The sequence below is a fragment of the Oceanisphaera litoralis genome, from assembly GCF_016907015.1.
GTDB lineage: Bacteria > Pseudomonadota > Gammaproteobacteria > Enterobacterales > Aeromonadaceae > Oceanimonas > Oceanimonas litoralis.
Genome location: NZ_JAFBBE010000015.1, coordinates 33,271 through 48,444, shown reverse-complemented (window position 1 = coordinate 48,444; position 15,174 = coordinate 33,271). Strand labels below are relative to the sequence as shown.

Annotated in this window: 16 protein-coding genes and 1 riboswitch; of the genes, 13 read left to right on the top strand and 3 right to left on the bottom strand. The window is 59.8% G+C overall.

Features of this window, described 5'->3' with window-relative positions; genetic code table 11:
• Positions 1–18 precede the first annotated feature (18 nt).
• From polA to mnhG, 9 genes are all read left to right on the top strand, one after another.
• Positions 19–2,757, top strand: coding sequence for a DNA polymerase I (gene polA, locus HNR62_RS10445; RefSeq protein ID WP_204796031.1), 2,739 nt, complete (start codon positions 19–21; stop codon positions 2,755–2,757).
• A 134-nt stretch (positions 2,758–2,891) separates the two neighbouring features.
• Positions 2,892–2,992, top strand: a riboswitch (TPP riboswitch).
• A gap of 52 nt (positions 2,993–3,044) precedes the next feature.
• The gene (gene thiD / locus HNR62_RS10440; protein ID WP_204796030.1) at positions 3,045–3,869 is read left to right on the top strand and encodes a bifunctional hydroxymethylpyrimidine kinase/phosphomethylpyrimidine kinase; all 825 of its coding nucleotides are present in this window, start codon (positions 3,045–3,047) and stop codon (positions 3,867–3,869) included.
• Between the two features lie 231 nt (positions 3,870–4,100).
• A complete protein-coding gene (locus HNR62_RS10435) occupies positions 4,101–6,401 on the top strand; it encodes a putative monovalent cation/H+ antiporter subunit A (protein WP_204796029.1) in 2,301 nt (766 codons plus the stop codon).
• Positions 6,398–6,829 carry a Na+/H+ antiporter subunit B gene (locus tag HNR62_RS10430; protein WP_204796028.1) on the top strand — a complete coding sequence of 144 codons (432 nt, stop codon included), beginning with the start codon at positions 6,398–6,400 and terminating at the stop codon, positions 6,827–6,829. Before HNR62_RS10435 ends, HNR62_RS10430 begins: the two co-directional genes overlap by 4 nt.
• Positions 6,830–7,177, top strand: a complete 348-nt coding sequence (locus HNR62_RS10425; protein WP_204796027.1) for a Na+/H+ antiporter subunit C — start codon at positions 6,830–6,832, stop codon at positions 7,175–7,177.
• Positions 7,174–8,676, top strand: a complete 1,503-nt coding sequence (locus HNR62_RS10420) for a Na+/H+ antiporter subunit D (RefSeq protein ID WP_204796026.1) — start codon at positions 7,174–7,176, stop codon at positions 8,674–8,676. The genes HNR62_RS10425 and HNR62_RS10420 overlap by 4 nt, the downstream gene beginning before the upstream one ends.
• The gene (locus HNR62_RS10415) at positions 8,673–9,146 is read left to right on the top strand and encodes a Na+/H+ antiporter subunit E (protein ID WP_204796025.1); all 474 of its coding nucleotides are present in this window, start codon (positions 8,673–8,675) and stop codon (positions 9,144–9,146) included. Before HNR62_RS10420 ends, HNR62_RS10415 begins: the two co-directional genes overlap by 4 nt.
• A gap of 4 nt (positions 9,147–9,150) precedes the next feature.
• Positions 9,151–9,426 carry an MrpF/PhaF family protein gene (locus tag HNR62_RS10410; protein ID WP_204796024.1) on the top strand — a complete coding sequence of 92 codons (276 nt, stop codon included), beginning with the start codon at positions 9,151–9,153 and terminating at the stop codon, positions 9,424–9,426.
• A complete protein-coding gene (gene mnhG, locus HNR62_RS10405; RefSeq protein WP_204796023.1) occupies positions 9,416–9,796 on the top strand; it encodes a monovalent cation/H(+) antiporter subunit G in 381 nt (126 codons plus the stop codon). The genes HNR62_RS10410 and mnhG overlap by 11 nt, the downstream gene beginning before the upstream one ends.
• A 112-nt stretch (positions 9,797–9,908) precedes the next feature.
• On the opposite strand, the gene HNR62_RS10400 is transcribed toward mnhG, so the two are convergent.
• The 3 genes from HNR62_RS10400 to yihA all read right to left on the bottom strand — a co-directional run bounded on the left by HNR62_RS10400 (position 9,909) and on the right by yihA (position 12,661).
• Positions 9,909–11,129 carry a response regulator gene (locus HNR62_RS10400; protein WP_204796022.1) on the bottom strand — a complete coding sequence of 407 codons (1,221 nt, stop codon included), beginning with the start codon at positions 11,127–11,129 and terminating at the stop codon, positions 9,909–9,911.
• A 201-nt stretch (positions 11,130–11,330) separates the two neighbouring features.
• Positions 11,331–12,017, bottom strand: a complete 687-nt coding sequence (gene rsuA, locus HNR62_RS10395) for a 16S rRNA pseudouridine(516) synthase RsuA (protein WP_204796021.1) — start codon at positions 12,015–12,017, stop codon at positions 11,331–11,333.
• The gene (yihA, locus tag HNR62_RS10390; protein ID WP_204796020.1) at positions 12,017–12,661 is read right to left on the bottom strand and encodes a ribosome biogenesis GTP-binding protein YihA/YsxC; all 645 of its coding nucleotides are present in this window, start codon (positions 12,659–12,661) and stop codon (positions 12,017–12,019) included. The genes rsuA and yihA overlap by 1 nt, the downstream gene beginning before the upstream one ends.
• A gap of 143 nt (positions 12,662–12,804) precedes the next feature.
• Here yihA and HNR62_RS10385 point away from each other — a divergent pair, with 143 nt between their 5' ends.
• Genes HNR62_RS10385 through HNR62_RS10370 form a run of 4 tightly spaced genes read left to right on the top strand, consistent with a single transcriptional unit; the run spans position 12,805 to position 15,169 of the window.
• On the top strand, positions 12,805–13,422 hold the full coding sequence (locus tag HNR62_RS10385) for a c-type cytochrome (protein ID WP_204796019.1): 618 nt from the start codon (positions 12,805–12,807) through the stop codon (positions 13,420–13,422).
• 48 nt (positions 13,423–13,470) lie between these two features.
• Positions 13,471–14,133 (top strand): class I SAM-dependent methyltransferase, encoded by a 663-nt coding sequence (locus tag HNR62_RS10380; RefSeq protein WP_239552740.1) that lies wholly within the window; start codon positions 13,471–13,473, stop codon positions 14,131–14,133.
• Positions 14,130–14,714, top strand: coding sequence for a Der GTPase-activating protein YihI (yihI, locus tag HNR62_RS10375; protein ID WP_204796018.1), 585 nt, complete (start codon positions 14,130–14,132; stop codon positions 14,712–14,714). The genes HNR62_RS10380 and yihI overlap by 4 nt, the downstream gene beginning before the upstream one ends.
• A gap of 11 nt (positions 14,715–14,725) precedes the next feature.
• Complete coding sequence (locus tag HNR62_RS10370) at positions 14,726–15,169, top strand: DUF2489 domain-containing protein (RefSeq protein WP_204796076.1); 444 nt, start codon at positions 14,726–14,728, stop codon at positions 15,167–15,169.
• Positions 15,170–15,174 lie beyond the last annotated feature (5 nt).

Sequence of the window (15,174 nt, the reverse complement as noted above, 5' to 3'; positions counted from 1 at the left end):
ATTAACGAGAAAAACGTCATGGTTGCCATTCCTGCCAAACCCCTGATCCTGGTCGATGGATCTTCCTATCTGTACCGTGCCTATTTTGCTTCCCAGCAGGCAGATCTGCGTACCAGCGACGGTCGTCCCACCGGCGCCATCCGAGTGGTCACCAACATGCTGCGCAGCCTGCACAAGCAGTTTCCCGACTCCCGGGTCACGGTGGTGTTCGATGCCAAGGGCAAGACCTTTCGCGATGATATCTATCCGGAATACAAGGCTCAGCGCCCCTCGATGCCGGACGATCTGCGCAGCCAGGTAGCCCCGATCCATGCCATCATCAGGGCCATGGGACTGCCGTTGCTGATCGAGGATGGGGTAGAGGCGGATGACGTTATCGGTACCCTGGCCCGTCAGGCCACCGAGCAACAGCTGGATGTGGTGATCAGCACCGGCGACAAGGACATGGCCCAGCTGGTGTCGGATCATGTGCTGCTGATGGATACCATGAAGAACAGCTTCATGGACAGGGACGGTGTGGTCGAGAAATTCGGCGTGCCGCCGGAGCTGATCGTGGATCTGCTGGCATTGGTCGGCGACAAGGTGGACAACATTCCGGGCATGCCCGGGGTGGGCGAGAAAACCGCCCTGGCCTTGTTGCAGGGCCTGGGACCCATCGACGAGATCGCCGCCAATACCGACAAGGTCGCGGCCCTGGGCTTTCGCGGATCCAAGAGTTTCGCCGCCAAGTTTGCCGAGCATGAAGAAATGGTCAGGCTGTCGCAGGTGCTGGCAACCATCAAGACCGACGTGGCGCTGGAATGGGGCCCGGCGGACTTGCAGCAAAGCGAGCCGGATACCGAAGCCCTGAAGGCGCTCTACCGGGAATACGAATTCCGCAACCTGCTGGCAGAGCTGGAGCCGGGTCAGAACGATGCGCCGGCGCAAGAAACGGCGCCGGCCATGGCCACAGATTACCAGACCATTCTTACCGAAGCGCAACTGACGGATTGGATGGAACGGCTGAAACAGGCGCCCTATTTCGCCTTCGACACCGAAACCACCAGCCTCAACTATCGTGATGCCCGGGTGGTGGGAGTGTCTTTTGCCATCGAGCCGGGTCAGGCCGCCTACGTGCCCTTCGGTCACGATTATCTGGATGCGCCCGAGCAACTGAGCGAAGCCGTGGTACTGGGCGCGCTCAAGCCGCTGCTGGAAGACGAGCGGCTCATCAAGCTGGGTCAGAACCTGAAGTACGATGCCAATGTGCTGAAAAATCACGGCATCGAGTTGAAGGGTATCGGCCTGGACACCATGCTGGAGTCCTATGTGCTCAATTCGGTGCAGACCCGGCACGACATGGACAGCATGGCGGCGTTTTTCCTCAACCATAACACCATCTCGTTCGAGTCGATTGCCGGCAAGGGCGCCAAACAGCTGACCTTCAACCAGATACCGCTGGAACAGGCCGCGCCCTATGCGGCGGAAGACGCCGACATCACATTGCGGCTGCATCACCACCTGGCCGCCGAGCTGGCCGCCGAGCCCGAGCTGCAGCAGGTGTTCGGTGATATCGAAATGCCGCTGGTGCCGATTCTGGCGCAGATGGAATACACAGGGGTGCGTATCGACAGCGGCCTCTTGGCCATTCAGAGCGACGAGATCGCCAAACGACTGAAAGAGCTGGAGCAGCAAGCCTTCGAGCTGGCCGGCGAGCCCTTCAACCTGAGCTCGCCCAAGCAACTGGGCGACATTCTGTTTACCAGGCTCGAGCTGCCGGTGCTCAAGAAAACTCCCAAGGGGGCGCCGTCCACCGCCGAAGAGGTGTTGCAGGAACTGGCGCTGGATTATCCGCTGCCCAAACTGCTGATGGAATACCGGGGCCTGAGCAAGCTCAAGTCCACCTATACCGACAAGCTGCCGCAGATGGTCAACGAACACAGTGGCCGTATTCACACCTCCTACCACCAGGCCAATACCGCCACCGGCCGCTTGTCGTCGTCGGATCCCAACCTGCAGAATATCCCCATTCGTACCGCGGAAGGGCGGCGTATTCGTCAGGCCTTCGTGGCGGCGCCCGGTTACAGGCTGGTGGCGGCGGATTACTCCCAGATTGAGCTGCGCATCATGGCGCACCTGTCCCGGGACAAGGGCCTGCTCGATGCCTTCGCCCATGGCCTGGATATCCACAAGGCCACCGCTGCCGAGGTGTTCGGTGTGCCGCTGGATCAGGTCACCACAGAGCAGCGGCGCCGGGCCAAGGCCATCAACTTCGGCCTTATCTATGGCATGAGTGCCTTCGGGCTGGCGCGCCAGCTGGGTATTGGCCGCAACGAGGCCCAGGACTACATGAACATCTATTTCGAGCGGTACCCGGGTGTGTTGCGCTACATGGAAGATACCCGCACCCTGGCCGCCGACAAGGGCTATGTGTCCACCCTGTTCGGTCGCCGGCTGTATCTGCCGGAAATCAATGCCAAGAATGGCGCCCGGCGCAAGGGAGCCGAACGGGCAGCAATTAACGCCCCCATGCAGGGCACCGCCGCCGACATCATCAAGAAGGCGATGATCAAGGTCGCCGGCTGGCTGGAGCAACAGGCGGACGATGAGGTGCGAATGCTGATGCAGGTGCACGATGAACTGGTGTTCGAAATCCGCTCAGACAAGGTAGCGGCCTTCAAGGAACAGATCCGCACGCTGATGGAGCAGGCGGCCAGCCTGGACGTGCCGCTGCTGGTGGAAGTCGGCGAAGGCAACAACTGGGATGAGGCGCATTAACTCTTGCGTGAAGCGTGATGTGTGAGGCACAAGGCGTGAGGTGCGAAGAGTAAGGGGTAAACACCTGACGCCTCACTCTTTATTCCTCACGGCTTCCGGCTGGTATTTACCCGCCGGGGTCGCTATTATCGAACGATTGTTAGTCGGGGAGCCGCCAGGCTGAGACGGTATTTGCACCGGACCCGCGGCACCTGATCCAGTTAATGCTGGCGTAGGAAACTAACGGGCAAGCGTCAGTTTGCCGGTGGTGCCTTCGCCCGGAGGACCATAAGGATATGACCAGTCACATGCCCCAAGATCATCAAGCTGCCCGTCACAAACCGATAGTACTCACCATCGCCGGATCCGACAGCGGCGGCGGTGCCGGTATTCAGGCCGACATCAAGGCCATTTCTGCCACCGGCGGCTATGCCTGTTCGGTGCTCACCGCCCTGACCGCCCAGAACACCCGTGGTGTCAGCGCCGTGCATCCGGTGCCCCAGGATATGATCCGGGCCCAGCTGGAGGCGGTGTTCGGCGATTTGCAGGTCATGGCGGTCAAGGTCGGCATGCTCGGCGACAGCGCCACCATCAGTACCGTGGCCGAGGTCTTGCGGCGTTATCGCCCGGCCCATCTGGTGGTGGACCCGGTGATGGTCACCGCCAATGGCGACATGTTGCTGGCCGAAGAGGCGGTGAACAGCCTGCGGGAAGAACTGCTGCCGCTGGCCGATGTGATCACCCCCAACCTGCCGGAAGCGGCGGCGCTGATCGACAGCCCCCTGCCGGCGCGGCTGGCCGAGGTGGAGTCTCTGTTCGAGGGGCTGGCCGGCCTGGACTGTGCCGCCGTGCTGCTCAAGGGCGGCTTTCTGCAACAGGAAGCGCGCAGCCCGGACTGGTTGCTGAGGGGGGGCGAGGTACGTTGTTTCGATACCCCCAGGGTGATCACCGGCAATACCCACGGCACCGGCTGCACCCTGTCGGCGGCGCTGGCCTGCTATCTGGGCCAGGGATTGTCCATGGAGCTGGCGGTGTCCAGCGCCAAGCATTATATCGACAGAGCCATTCTGGCCGGCAGCACCTTGTCCATCGGTCAGGGGCGGGGACCGGTGGAGCATTTTTTCGATCGCTGATTGCGATGCGGCCTTAATCGGCAGGCAGAGCCGGCATGTTCGGCTCTGCTTGTGTTTTATCGGATCCGCTTGTAGTATCGACCGCCATAAAAACTCAAAAAAAAAATCGATTAACTGCTTGAAAATCAATCGATATACCTCCTTACTATAGCCTGCGCACTGTGCTGTTTCTCCCCTTTCTTTTCGCTCATTCTATTGCCTGAACCCGCATGGAAAGGAGACGTTTTTCCTATGCTTATTGCTGTTATAGCTGGTTTTATTCTGGCAATGCTGGTGCCGAGACTGACGCCCCTGATGGGGACGAAAATCGGCTGGTACCTGGCTCTGCTGCCCGCCGTTCTGTTCGGGTATTTTCTGACGTTCTGGCCGCAGGTGACCGACGGCCAGGTGCTGCTGCTGACTCATGAATGGATCCCCAGTCTGGGGATCAATCTCAATTTCATGGTCGATGGCCTCAGCCTGATGTTTGCGCTGTTGATCAGCGGCATCGGCACCTTCATCTTTATCTATGCGGGCCGCTATCTGCAGGGCCACAAAGATATTCACAAGTTGCTGATGTATCTGCTGGCGTTCATGGGAGCCATGCTGGGGCTGGTGCTGTCCAGCAACCTGATTTCCCTGTTTATCTTCTGGGAGCTGACCAGCTTTACCTCTTATCTGCTGATCGGCTTCAACCACGAGCAGGAAAAGGCCCGCAAGGCGGCGCTGCAGGGGCTCTTTATCACCGCCGGCGGCGGCCTGGCGCTGATGGCCGGCTTGATACTGCTGGGTCATATTGGTGGCAGCTTCGAGCTGAACGAGCTGCTGGCTCAGGGGACGGACATACAGCAACAACCGCTGTTCCTGGCGATGATGGTGCTGGTGCTGCTGGGGGCCTTCACCAAGTCGGCCCAGACGCCGTTTCACTTCTGGCTGCCCAATGCCATGGCGGCGCCGACCCCGGTCAGCGCCTATCTGCATTCGGCCACCATGGTCAAGGCGGGGGTCTATCTGATGGCCCGGCTGCAGCCGATGATGGCCGGCAGCGAGGTCTGGATGCTGACCCTGTCGCTGTTTGGCGGCGTGACCATGACGGTCGGCGGCCTGATGGCGGCATGCAGCACCGATCTCAAGCGTATTCTCGCCTTTTCCACCATAATGGCACTCGGCACCCTGACCATGCTGATCGGCATCGGCACCCCCCATGCGCTGGAGGCGGCCATGGTGTTTCTGCTGGCCCACGCGCTCTACAAGGGCGCGCTCTTCATGGCGGCGGGTACTCTGGATCATGTCACCGGCACCAAGGATGTGCGCGATCTGGGTGGCCTGCGTAAATACATGCCCCAGACGGCACTGTTCATCACCCTGGCGGCGCTGTCGCTGGCCGGCATTCCCCCCCTGTTTGGTTTTATCGCCAAGGAGCTGATGTTCGAATCGGTGCTGGATGCAGGCTGGTTGTCGGGCCTGTTGATCGGCTTGTCGGTGATCTCCGCCATCGCCATAGTGGCGGCGGCAGCCCTGGTGGCGATAAAACCCTTTTACGGCACATTGAAGCCGACGCCCAAAACGCCCCACGAAGCGCCGCTGGCGATGCGGCTGGGCTTTACCCTGCTGGCCATCATCGGCCTGCTGCTGGGATTGATGCCCGGCCTGGTCACGCCCCTGCTGCAGGCGGCGGTGACCGCCATCGGCGGTGAACCGGCGGCCGGGCTGCAGCTGGCGCTGTGGCATGGCCTTAATCTGCCCTTGCTGCTCAGTGCGCTGGCGCTGGTGTGTGGCGGTCTGCTTTATCATCACTGGGATCGAATACGCGACCCCCTGGCCGCCGGCCTTGACCCTTTGGCCTATGGCCCCGAGCGGGGTTATGAGCGGATGATGGATGGCCTGGTGGCACTGGCCCGGGGCCAGACCCGCATACTGCAGAATGGCTACATGACCCACTATATTCTGACCATACTGCTGACCACCATAGCGCTGCTGGCCTATACCTTCTGGGCGGAAGACGCCTTTGTCTACTCCCTGTCGTTCGAGGGGGTGCGTTTCTACGAGGTGGTGATCGCGCTGCTGATGCTGGTGGCGGTGATCTATGCCAGCGCCACGCATCTGCGGCTGGGCTCGGTGGCCGCCATCGGCGTGTTGGGGTTTGCCATGGCGATGATTTATGTGTTCTTCAGCGCCCCGGATCTGGCCATTACACAGGTACTGATCGAGACCCTTACCGTGATCATGCTGGTGCTGGTGCTGTTTCGTCTGCCCGGCTTCCAGGACCTGTCGAGTCCCTTGGTGCGCTGGCGCGATGCGGTCGTGGCTGGCGCCTTCGGCGTGCTGGTCACCATGATGGTGCTCACCGTGAACCAGTCTGCTCTGCCGGGTGAGGGCATTACCGCCTATCTGGTGGAAAACAGCTATGTGGCGGCGCATGGGCGCAACATCGTCAACGTCATCCTGGTCGACTTCCGGGCGCTGGACACGCTGGGCGAGATCTTCGTGCTGGCGCTGGCGGCCATCGGCGTCAATGCCATGATCCGCTTCCGCTGGGAGAGCCAGAAATGAGATCCGATAATTCCATCATACTGCAGACCGCGACCCGCTTGCTGGTGCCGCTGTTGCTGCTGTTCTCCGTCTTTCTGCTGTTGCGCGGCCATAACGAACCCGGGGGCGGCTTTATCGCCGGCCTGGTGGCGTCCAGCGCCTTTGCCCTGCATTTGTTTGCCTTCGATGCCGGCAGCACCAAAAAGCTGCTGAAGGTGGAAAGCCAGCTGCTGATGGGCGCGGGGCTCTTGCTGGCGCTGCTGAGCGGCATGGTCGGCCTGGTATTCCGGGGCCAGCCCTTTCTGACCAGCCAGTGGGGCACCCTCTATGTGCCGGGCATCGGCGAGCTGGCGGTGAGTACTCCCCTGCTGTTCGATATCGGCGTTTACCTGGTGGTGATTGGCGTGGTGTCGACCATATTGCTGTCACTGGACAAGGTGGAGGAATAAATGGAAAACCTGTTTGCTTTCGTGATTGGCGGTCTCTACGCCACGGCCTTGTTCATGATGCTGAGACGCAGCATCGTCAAACTGGTGATCGGGCTCATGATTCTGTCCAACGCCGCCAACCTGCTTATTCTCACCGGTGGTGGCCTGGTGCGTGGCGCGCCACCACTGATCCCGGATGGGCTCGCACAGGCGACAGGCCCTATTGCCGACCCGCTGCCCCAGGCGCTGATCCTGACCGCCATCGTCATCAGCTTCGGGGTGCTGGCCTTCGCCGTGGTGTTGATCCACAGAGCCTATGAAGTCATCGGCGCCGATGACATGAACGAAATGAAGAGCACAGACTCGTGAATATAGCCGTTATCCTACCTATTTTTATCCCCATGCTGACCGGTGCCCTGACCCTGATCTGCTGGCGCTGGCGGCGGGTACAGCGCTGGCTGTCGGTGCTGTCCGGCAGCGGTCTCTTGCTGGCCGCCCTCTATCTGTTCAGCCAGGTGCGCCAGCAAGGCATTCTGGTGGCCTACGTCGGCAACTGGTCGGCGCCTTACGGCATTACCCTGGTGGCGGATCTGCTCAGCGCCATCATGGTGCTGGTCACCGGCATCATAGGCCTGGCGGTGGCGATTTATTCGCTGGCCACCATGAGCCGCAACCACGAGGCCTTCGGCTATTACCCCTTGCTGCACCTGATGCTGGCCGGGGTGGTGGGTGCCTTTCTGACCGGCGACATCTTCAATCTTTACGTCTGGTTCGAGATCATGCTGGTGGCCTCGTTCGGCCTGATGATACTGGGTGGCGAGCGGGCGCAGATGGAGGGGGCGCTCAAGTACGTGACCCTGAACCTGATTTCGTCGGCGCTGTTTCTGACCGCGGTGGGTCTGCTGTACGGTTACGCCGGCACCCTGAACATGGCCGATCTGGCGCTTAAACTGGGCAATGGCGATCAGCCCGGGCTGGTGACGGTGATCGCCATGCTGTTTCTGGTGGCCTTCGGCATCAAGGCGGCGGCCTTTCCGCTGTTCTTCTGGCTGCCGGCGTCCTATCACACTCCGCCGGTGGCGATTTCGGCGGTGTTTGCCGGTCTGCTGACCAAGGTGGGGGTCTATGCCCTGTATCGGGTATTCAGCCTCATCTTCGTGCAGGATGTGGAGCTGACTCACCATACGATATTGATGGGCATGGGTATCTTCACCATGCTGACCGGGGTGCTGGGGGCGGCGGCCCAGTTCGAGGTACGCCGCATCCTCTCTTTCCATATCGTCAGTCAGATTGGCTACATGCTGGTGGGGCTGGCGCTCTTTACCCCGCTGGCCATCGCCGGTGGAGTCTTCTACATCTTCCATCACATCATAGTGAAGACCAATCTGTTCCTGATCAGCGGCATCATGTACCGCTATCATGGCAGCTATGATCTGGCGCGACTGGGAGGCCTGTATCGCTCGTCCCCCTGGTTGGCACTGTTGTTTCTGATCCCGGCCATGTCGCTGGCGGGGCTGCCGCCCTTGTCGGGCTTTTTCGCCAAGTACACTGTGATCAAGGCCGGTATGGCAGCCGAGGCCTGGCTGATGGTGGCCATCGCCCTGATAGTGGGTCTGCTGACCCTGTATTCCATGGTCAAGATCTGGGCAGAGGCCTTCTGGAAGCCCCTGCCGGAAGAGGCCAAGCCCCTGCGCGGTGAAACAGATCCGCATCTTTATGTTTTGTATCTGCCGGTGCTGAGTCTGGCACTGCTGACGCTGATCATCGGTTTCGGTGCCGAGTGGTCTGTGCGACTGGCGATGGATACGGCGGAACAGCTGCTGACGCCGGCCGGTTATATCGAGGCGGTACTGGGAGTGACGCGATGAAAGCTTTTGGTTGGAATATGCTGCTGGCCCTGTTCTGGGTCATCTTGTCCGGCAGCTACAGCATCGGCAACCTGGTGGCCGGCATGTTGTTGAGTTACCTGGTGCTGGCGTTTGTGGCCCGGGACAAGCCGGAGTTTGCCAATTACTTCGGCAAGCTGCCGCAAATCCTCCGTTTCATCCTGTTTTTCATCTGGGATCTGATCAAGGCCAACGCCCGGGTGGCGTACGATGTGATCACGCCCACTCACCTGATGCGGCCCGGGGTGATCGCCATACCGCTGGATCTCAAGGATGACGCCGGTATCACCCTGTATGCCAACTTGATTACCGTTACCCCGGGCTCGCTGGCGCTGGATGTGTCCAGCGATCGCAAGGTGCTCTATGTACATCTGATGTATCTGGATAGCGAGGCCCGCCAGCTGGCGGAATTAAAGGCCCTTGAGGCTCGTGTGCTGAATTTGTTGAGGTAAGCCGATGCTAGATATTGCGATTACGTTATCCTTTGTTTTTTTGAGTGCCGGGCTGGTGCTGGCGACGGTACGGCTGCTGCGTGGCCCGACTCTGCCGGATCGGGTGGTGGCGCTGGAAGTGATCGCCTCGCTGACGGTAGGCTTTATTCTGCTGTACAGCATAAGCTACCAGGTGCCCCAGTTTATCGATGTGGCCATCGTGCTGGCACTGACCTCCTTTCTGGCGGCGGTGGGCTTTGCCCGTTATCTGGAGCGGGGAGGTGAGCGCCATGATGACTGACATTATCACCAGCCTGCTGCTGCTGCTCGGCTCTTTTCTGATGCTGTTGTCCGGCATCGGCATTATCCGCATGCCGGATCTGCTGACTCGAATGCACGCCACCAGCAAGGCGGGCGCCCTGGGGATAGGCCTGATGGCCTGCGGTTTCGCGGTGTTTTACGGCGACGACACCAGCCTGGTGGTGCGGGCGCTGGCGATGGTGGTCTTTGTGATTGTCACCGCCCCGGTGGCCGCCCATGTGCTGGCCCGGGCCGGTTACTTCGTCGGCATCAAGTTGTGGGAAGGCACGGTCAAGGACGTGATCAAGGAGCGCTACGACCTCAAGACCCACCGGCTGGGCAGCTCGTCCCGCAAGCGGGAACAAGACTGAATTTTTTAGATCAATGTTTGCATATCGGCCAAGGGACCCGCTCCGCCGACTCTCTTCTTTGACGTTCCGGTGCTGTTTGTTGGTTATATGCCAACAGCTGACACAGAATACGCTATGGGGCGTTCTGAGACATTTTCACGGGGGATAAGGGTTCATTTTCGGCCATTGGCAGCCATTTTTCCACATCCAGCCCCGACTGGCGCAACATGCGCAACGCCTCGGGGTTATTCAGGCGGGATCCGACTCTGAGGGCGGCCAGGTGCATGATCAGCAAGGGTCGTTGTGTGGTATGAGTGGGTGCCATATGTATGGCGCCGATCAGCTCTCGCACCGGCAGCGGCAGTTTCCATTGCTGCTTGAGATGGTTGCCATAATGGGGCCCCCATCGGGCTATCAGCGTGACTATATCCGAATCCTTTATCTCGCCACCCTGGTTGATAAAGTCCTGCATGGTGCGTAATACTGCCAGCTCCCCGATTCGACTCAGCAAGCCGGCCGTATAACAGCTCAGACCATCCAGACCTATGCTCAGGGCCATGGCCCGGGCGATGCCGGCGACCTGTTCGGCGATGCCCAGATAGAGGCGGCCCTGTTCGAGTAATCGTTTATCGTGCAGTGAGGCGGTGATGTCGAGTGACAGTGCAACGGCATTGCGCAGCGCCATATCCACCCCTATGGTGGTGATGGCTTCATCGAGCCGGGTAACCGGTTTTCCGCTGCGCCTCATGGAGGCGCTGTTGGCCAGGTTCAGGAATCTGGCAGACAATGTGGTTTCAGTTTTCCAGAGGCGGGTCAGCTCTACCGCAGACAGCTCATCGCTTTTGGCCAGCAGCGGCAGTATGGCCTCTGGATCCAGATTACTGGGTAGGCGAAGTGTTTCGGTCAAGGCATCGTCAAGCCAGGTCTCGAGTGCCTTCAAAGATGGGTGCGGGGAAGATTCCGGGCCGGGCGTTGGCGTCTCGGCAGCCTCGACGGCGATAAGCAGCGGCAGCAGCCGTTGCTGCAGCGTGGCCACATCGAAGGGTTTGGCGATAAATTCGTTGATGCCATGGCGTGCTGCGGCCATGACTCTGTCACGGTTGGAGCGGGCACTGACCATGACGATGGGAGTTTTTTGATCGGTGAGACGGATCAGTTTGACCAACTCAAGGCCGGTTCCGTCCGGTAGATGCCAGTCACATATAACCAGCTGTGCCGGTTGTTTTGTCCAGGCGGCCCTGGCCTCGGCAACGTTGGCCGCATGGCGCACCCGGACACCGAACATGGCGCCTGTCAGCACCGCATCCACCAGCTCGGCGACCAGCAAATCATCCTCGAGGATCAGTATGTCCATGGCGTCTCCATCACCTTATGGCTGAGTAGAAGAAGCATAGCAGCTGGTATCGGCCTCAATGATGTTTCGGCCGGTGACGTCATCGATGTCAATCAGATGTTACAGGATTCGAATGGGCTCGATCAAGAGGATTTACTGGCGCTGGAGGAACTGAAACGTGATGCCGGTTACGCCTCGCTCGTTACGCTTTCCCCCCTTACATCAAATGGACGCCACTTCGGCGGCGGTGAGATGGCGCCACTCGCCCGGGGCCAGGCTGTCATCCAGTACTATGTTCCCGATTTGCAGCCGGTGCAGGCCCGAGACGTGGTTGCCGACGGCGGCAAACATCCGTTTTACCTGGTGGTATTTGCCTTCCTGTATGGTCAGCAGTACCCGGGTGGGGGTGATGACCTCCAGGGTGGCCGGCAGGGTCGTTTTGTCTTCTCCGTGCAAGTCCACCCCTTGTGCGAAGCGCTCGGCGACATCCGCCGCCAGCGGTTCGGCCAGATCGACCCGATAGACCTTGTTGCAGGCTTTTTTCGGGGAACGCAGGCGGTGCGACCACTGGCCGTCGTCGGTCAGCAGCAGCAGGCCCGTGGTATCCACATCCAGGCGTCCGGCGCATTGAATGCCGCGGCGCAGTTCGGTTGGCAGCAGTTGCAGCACACAGGGGTGGTCTTCATCCTGGGTGGAACTGATATAACCGGCAGGCTTGTGCAACAGCAGATAGCGCGGCCCCGGTGCCATCAGCAGACGACCTTCGAGGCATACTTCCTGGCCGTCTATCTGCTGGCTGCTATTTTTGACGACAATGCCGTCGACGGTGACGTCACCCCGGTGCAGGGCCTTTTTGGCCACAGAGCGGGTCAGGCCGGTGCTTTCAGATAAAAAACGATCCAGGCGCATCAGGCGGTCTCACCGTCGGCGAGATCGGCCGGTTCATCGTCCTGCAGCAGCCATTCGCTCAGGATTTCCCTGGCCCTGTCCAGGCCCAGGCCCTTGAGCGAGCTGAAGGACTCGACTCTGATGTCGCCACCGAACAGGGTCACGGCTTCGCGCACCTTCAGTACTTCGGACTTGCGCGGGCCCGGCTTGAGTTTGTCGCACTTGGTCAGCAGTGCCAGTACCGGCAGTTGGCTTTCGCTGGCCCATTGCAGCAGTTGCTGATCGATGTCCTTGAGCGGATGGCGGATATCCATCAGCACTACCAGCCCCCTGAGGCTTTCGCGCTGTTGCAGATAGACCGACAGGGCCTGCTGCCATTTCAGCTTCATTTCTTCCGGCACCTTGGCATAGCCATAGCCGGGCAGATCGATCAGCCGCTTGCCTTCGCTCAGTTCGAATACGTTGATCAGCTGGGTACGTCCCGGGGTTTTACTGGTCCGTGCCAGACTTTTATGCTGCGTTATGGTGTTCAGAGCGGAGGACTTACCGGCGTTTGAGCGACCGGCAAAGGCGATCTCTATTCCGCTGTCTGCCGGCATCTGGTTGATATCGGGCGCGCTGGTAATAAAGCGGGCGGTGTTAAAATTTATCTGCTTGTTATTCAATATGAATTCCCCTGGGTTCTGGACCCGCTTTGCTTACTTTCTCGCAAAATCATTGTAGAATGGTGCCGTTTTTTGAATCGCATTGTAACATGCCCTCGCAGGTATGTGATCTGGAAGCTCTTACAACGAGAAGTCGGAACGTCATGAAAAAAATTATTTTCACGCTAGCCTTAATGCTCGGAGTGGTTGGTGTTGCCCAGGCACAGGGTGACATCGAAGCAGGTAAGGCCAAGGCCGCGACCTGCGTAGCCTGTCACGGTGCCGATGGCAACAGCCCGACCGATATGTATCCCAAACTGTCCGGTCAGCATGCCTCTTATCTGGCCAAGCAGCTGGCCGAGTTCAAGGCCGCCGCCACCGGTGGTGAAGGTCGTGCCAACGCCATCATGGGCGGCATGGTCATGTCCTTGTCCGAGCAGGACATGCTTGATGTGGCGGCGTATTTTGCCAGCCAGGCCATCACCCCCATCGCCACTCCGGAGGAGGTGATCGAGCAGGGCGCGGCCCTGTATCAGGGTGGTGACATAGAGCGCGGCGTGACCGCCTGTATGGCCTGTCACGGCCCTCGCGGCGAAGGTCTGGAATCGGCCAAGTTCCCGAGCCTGTCCGGCCAGTACCCATCTTACATCGCGGCTCAGCTGAAGATGTTCCGCAGTGGCGAACGTAACAACGATCCCAATGGCATGATGCGCGGCGTCGCCGCCAAGCTGACCGACAAGGATATCGAGGTACTGTCTCAGTACGTCGCCGGTCTGCGTTAATACTATCACTCCGGGGGCCTGGTGCCCCCTGCTTTATCTGGTTTCCCCATGTCTGCCCTGTTGCACGACCTGAACTGCCCCCTTTGTGATCATATCGAGACTCCCCTGTTCTGGCAGGATGCGCGGCGCCGTTATCATCGCTGTCACCGGTGCCGGCTGATCTTCGTCGATCCCGAATGCCGGTTGAGCGAGGAAGCGGAAAAGGCGGAATATGATCTGCATGATAATCGGCCCCATGATGCGGGTTATCGGCGTTTTCTGGCGCGGCTGGCGGATCCGCTGATGGCCCGTTTGCCTGCGGGCAGTCGGGGGCTCGATTTCGGCTGCGGACCGGGTCCGGCACTGGCGGCCATGCTGACTGAAGCAGGCTTTGCCACCACTACCTATGATCCTTATTATGCGTACTATCCGGAGCGGTTGCAGCAGGGTTACGACTTTGTCTGCTGTACCGAAGCGATAGAACATTTTTACCGGCCGGGCAGGGAATGGCAGCAGTTGCTGACCCTGCTCCGACCGGGAGGCTGGCTGGCCATCATGACCAAGCTGGCCCGAGACCAGGCGGCGTTTGCCACCTGGCATTACAAACAGGATCCCACCCATGTCAGCTTTTTCAGCCGGGAAACCTTTCTCTGGCTGGCGGCACGGGATGGGCTCGGTATCGAATTCATCGGTGCCGATGTGATACTTCTGCAAATACCGGAGTCTGTATGACACGCATGAAAAAGACCCGCACCCCGGGTCAAATCGGAGCCCGCAAGGAAAATCGGGAAACTGCCGAGCAGAGCAAGGATCGCAAGCGCAAGGCCAAACGCAAGGGGCTGGCGCCCGGTTCCCGGCACAACACCGGCGAGGCGGGTCAGCAGAACAGCGGCGCCAAGGCACCTCGGGATCCGCGTCTGGGCTCGAAAAAGCCGATAGCCCTGGTGCCCGAAATGGCCGCCCCCAAGGCACCCAAACCGGACCGGCCTGTCAAGGCGCCAAAACCGGACCAGGCGGCGCCGGTTGTCGCCCCCCATGTTCAGGTGCTGACGCCGGAGCAGGAACTGGACCAGCTGGAAAACAACGAGCGGCTCAATACCCTGCTGGACAGAGTGGATGCAGGCGAGAAGCTGGGCAAAGACGATGCCGTCTGGCTGGACAAGACCCTGGCTCGCCATCAGCAACTGCTGGAAGAGCTCGGCCTGCTGGAAGAAGATGAAGAAGATCCGGCAGAAGGCGACGATCTCTGGACCCGCTTTATGGACGCAGATCTTGATCCTGCGCAATATGAAGACAAGGAAGATAAGTCATGATCTCACCCTGGTTGATAGCCGCCCTCACGGGCGGCGTCATCATAGTGGGGCTGGCGGTTTATGCGGGTCAATTACTGGCCCGGCTGAAGCTGCAAACCCAGCGCCAGCAGCAGGCTATTACCCAGCGTAACGAGCGTATTCTGGACAGCATTCGCACCATCGCCATGGCGATGCGTGAAGATCAGTGCAACCTGTCGGAAGGCGCCATCCGCCTGACCAACCTGCTCAATGCCCTGCAGTTTGTGCAGCCGAAAGCATTTGCCGGCGAATACCCGGGCATTTACGACCTGTATGAACGGGTCAGGGAAATGCCGACCCACGATGCCCGCAAGCAATTCAAGCGCAACGAAATCATGCGGATGGATCTGCAACGAGCCGGTTTCGAACAGGAACTGGAAGCACAAATCAACATTGAGGTAACGCGGCTGGCCAGTCTGGAACTGCCCGGTCGCTGACCGGG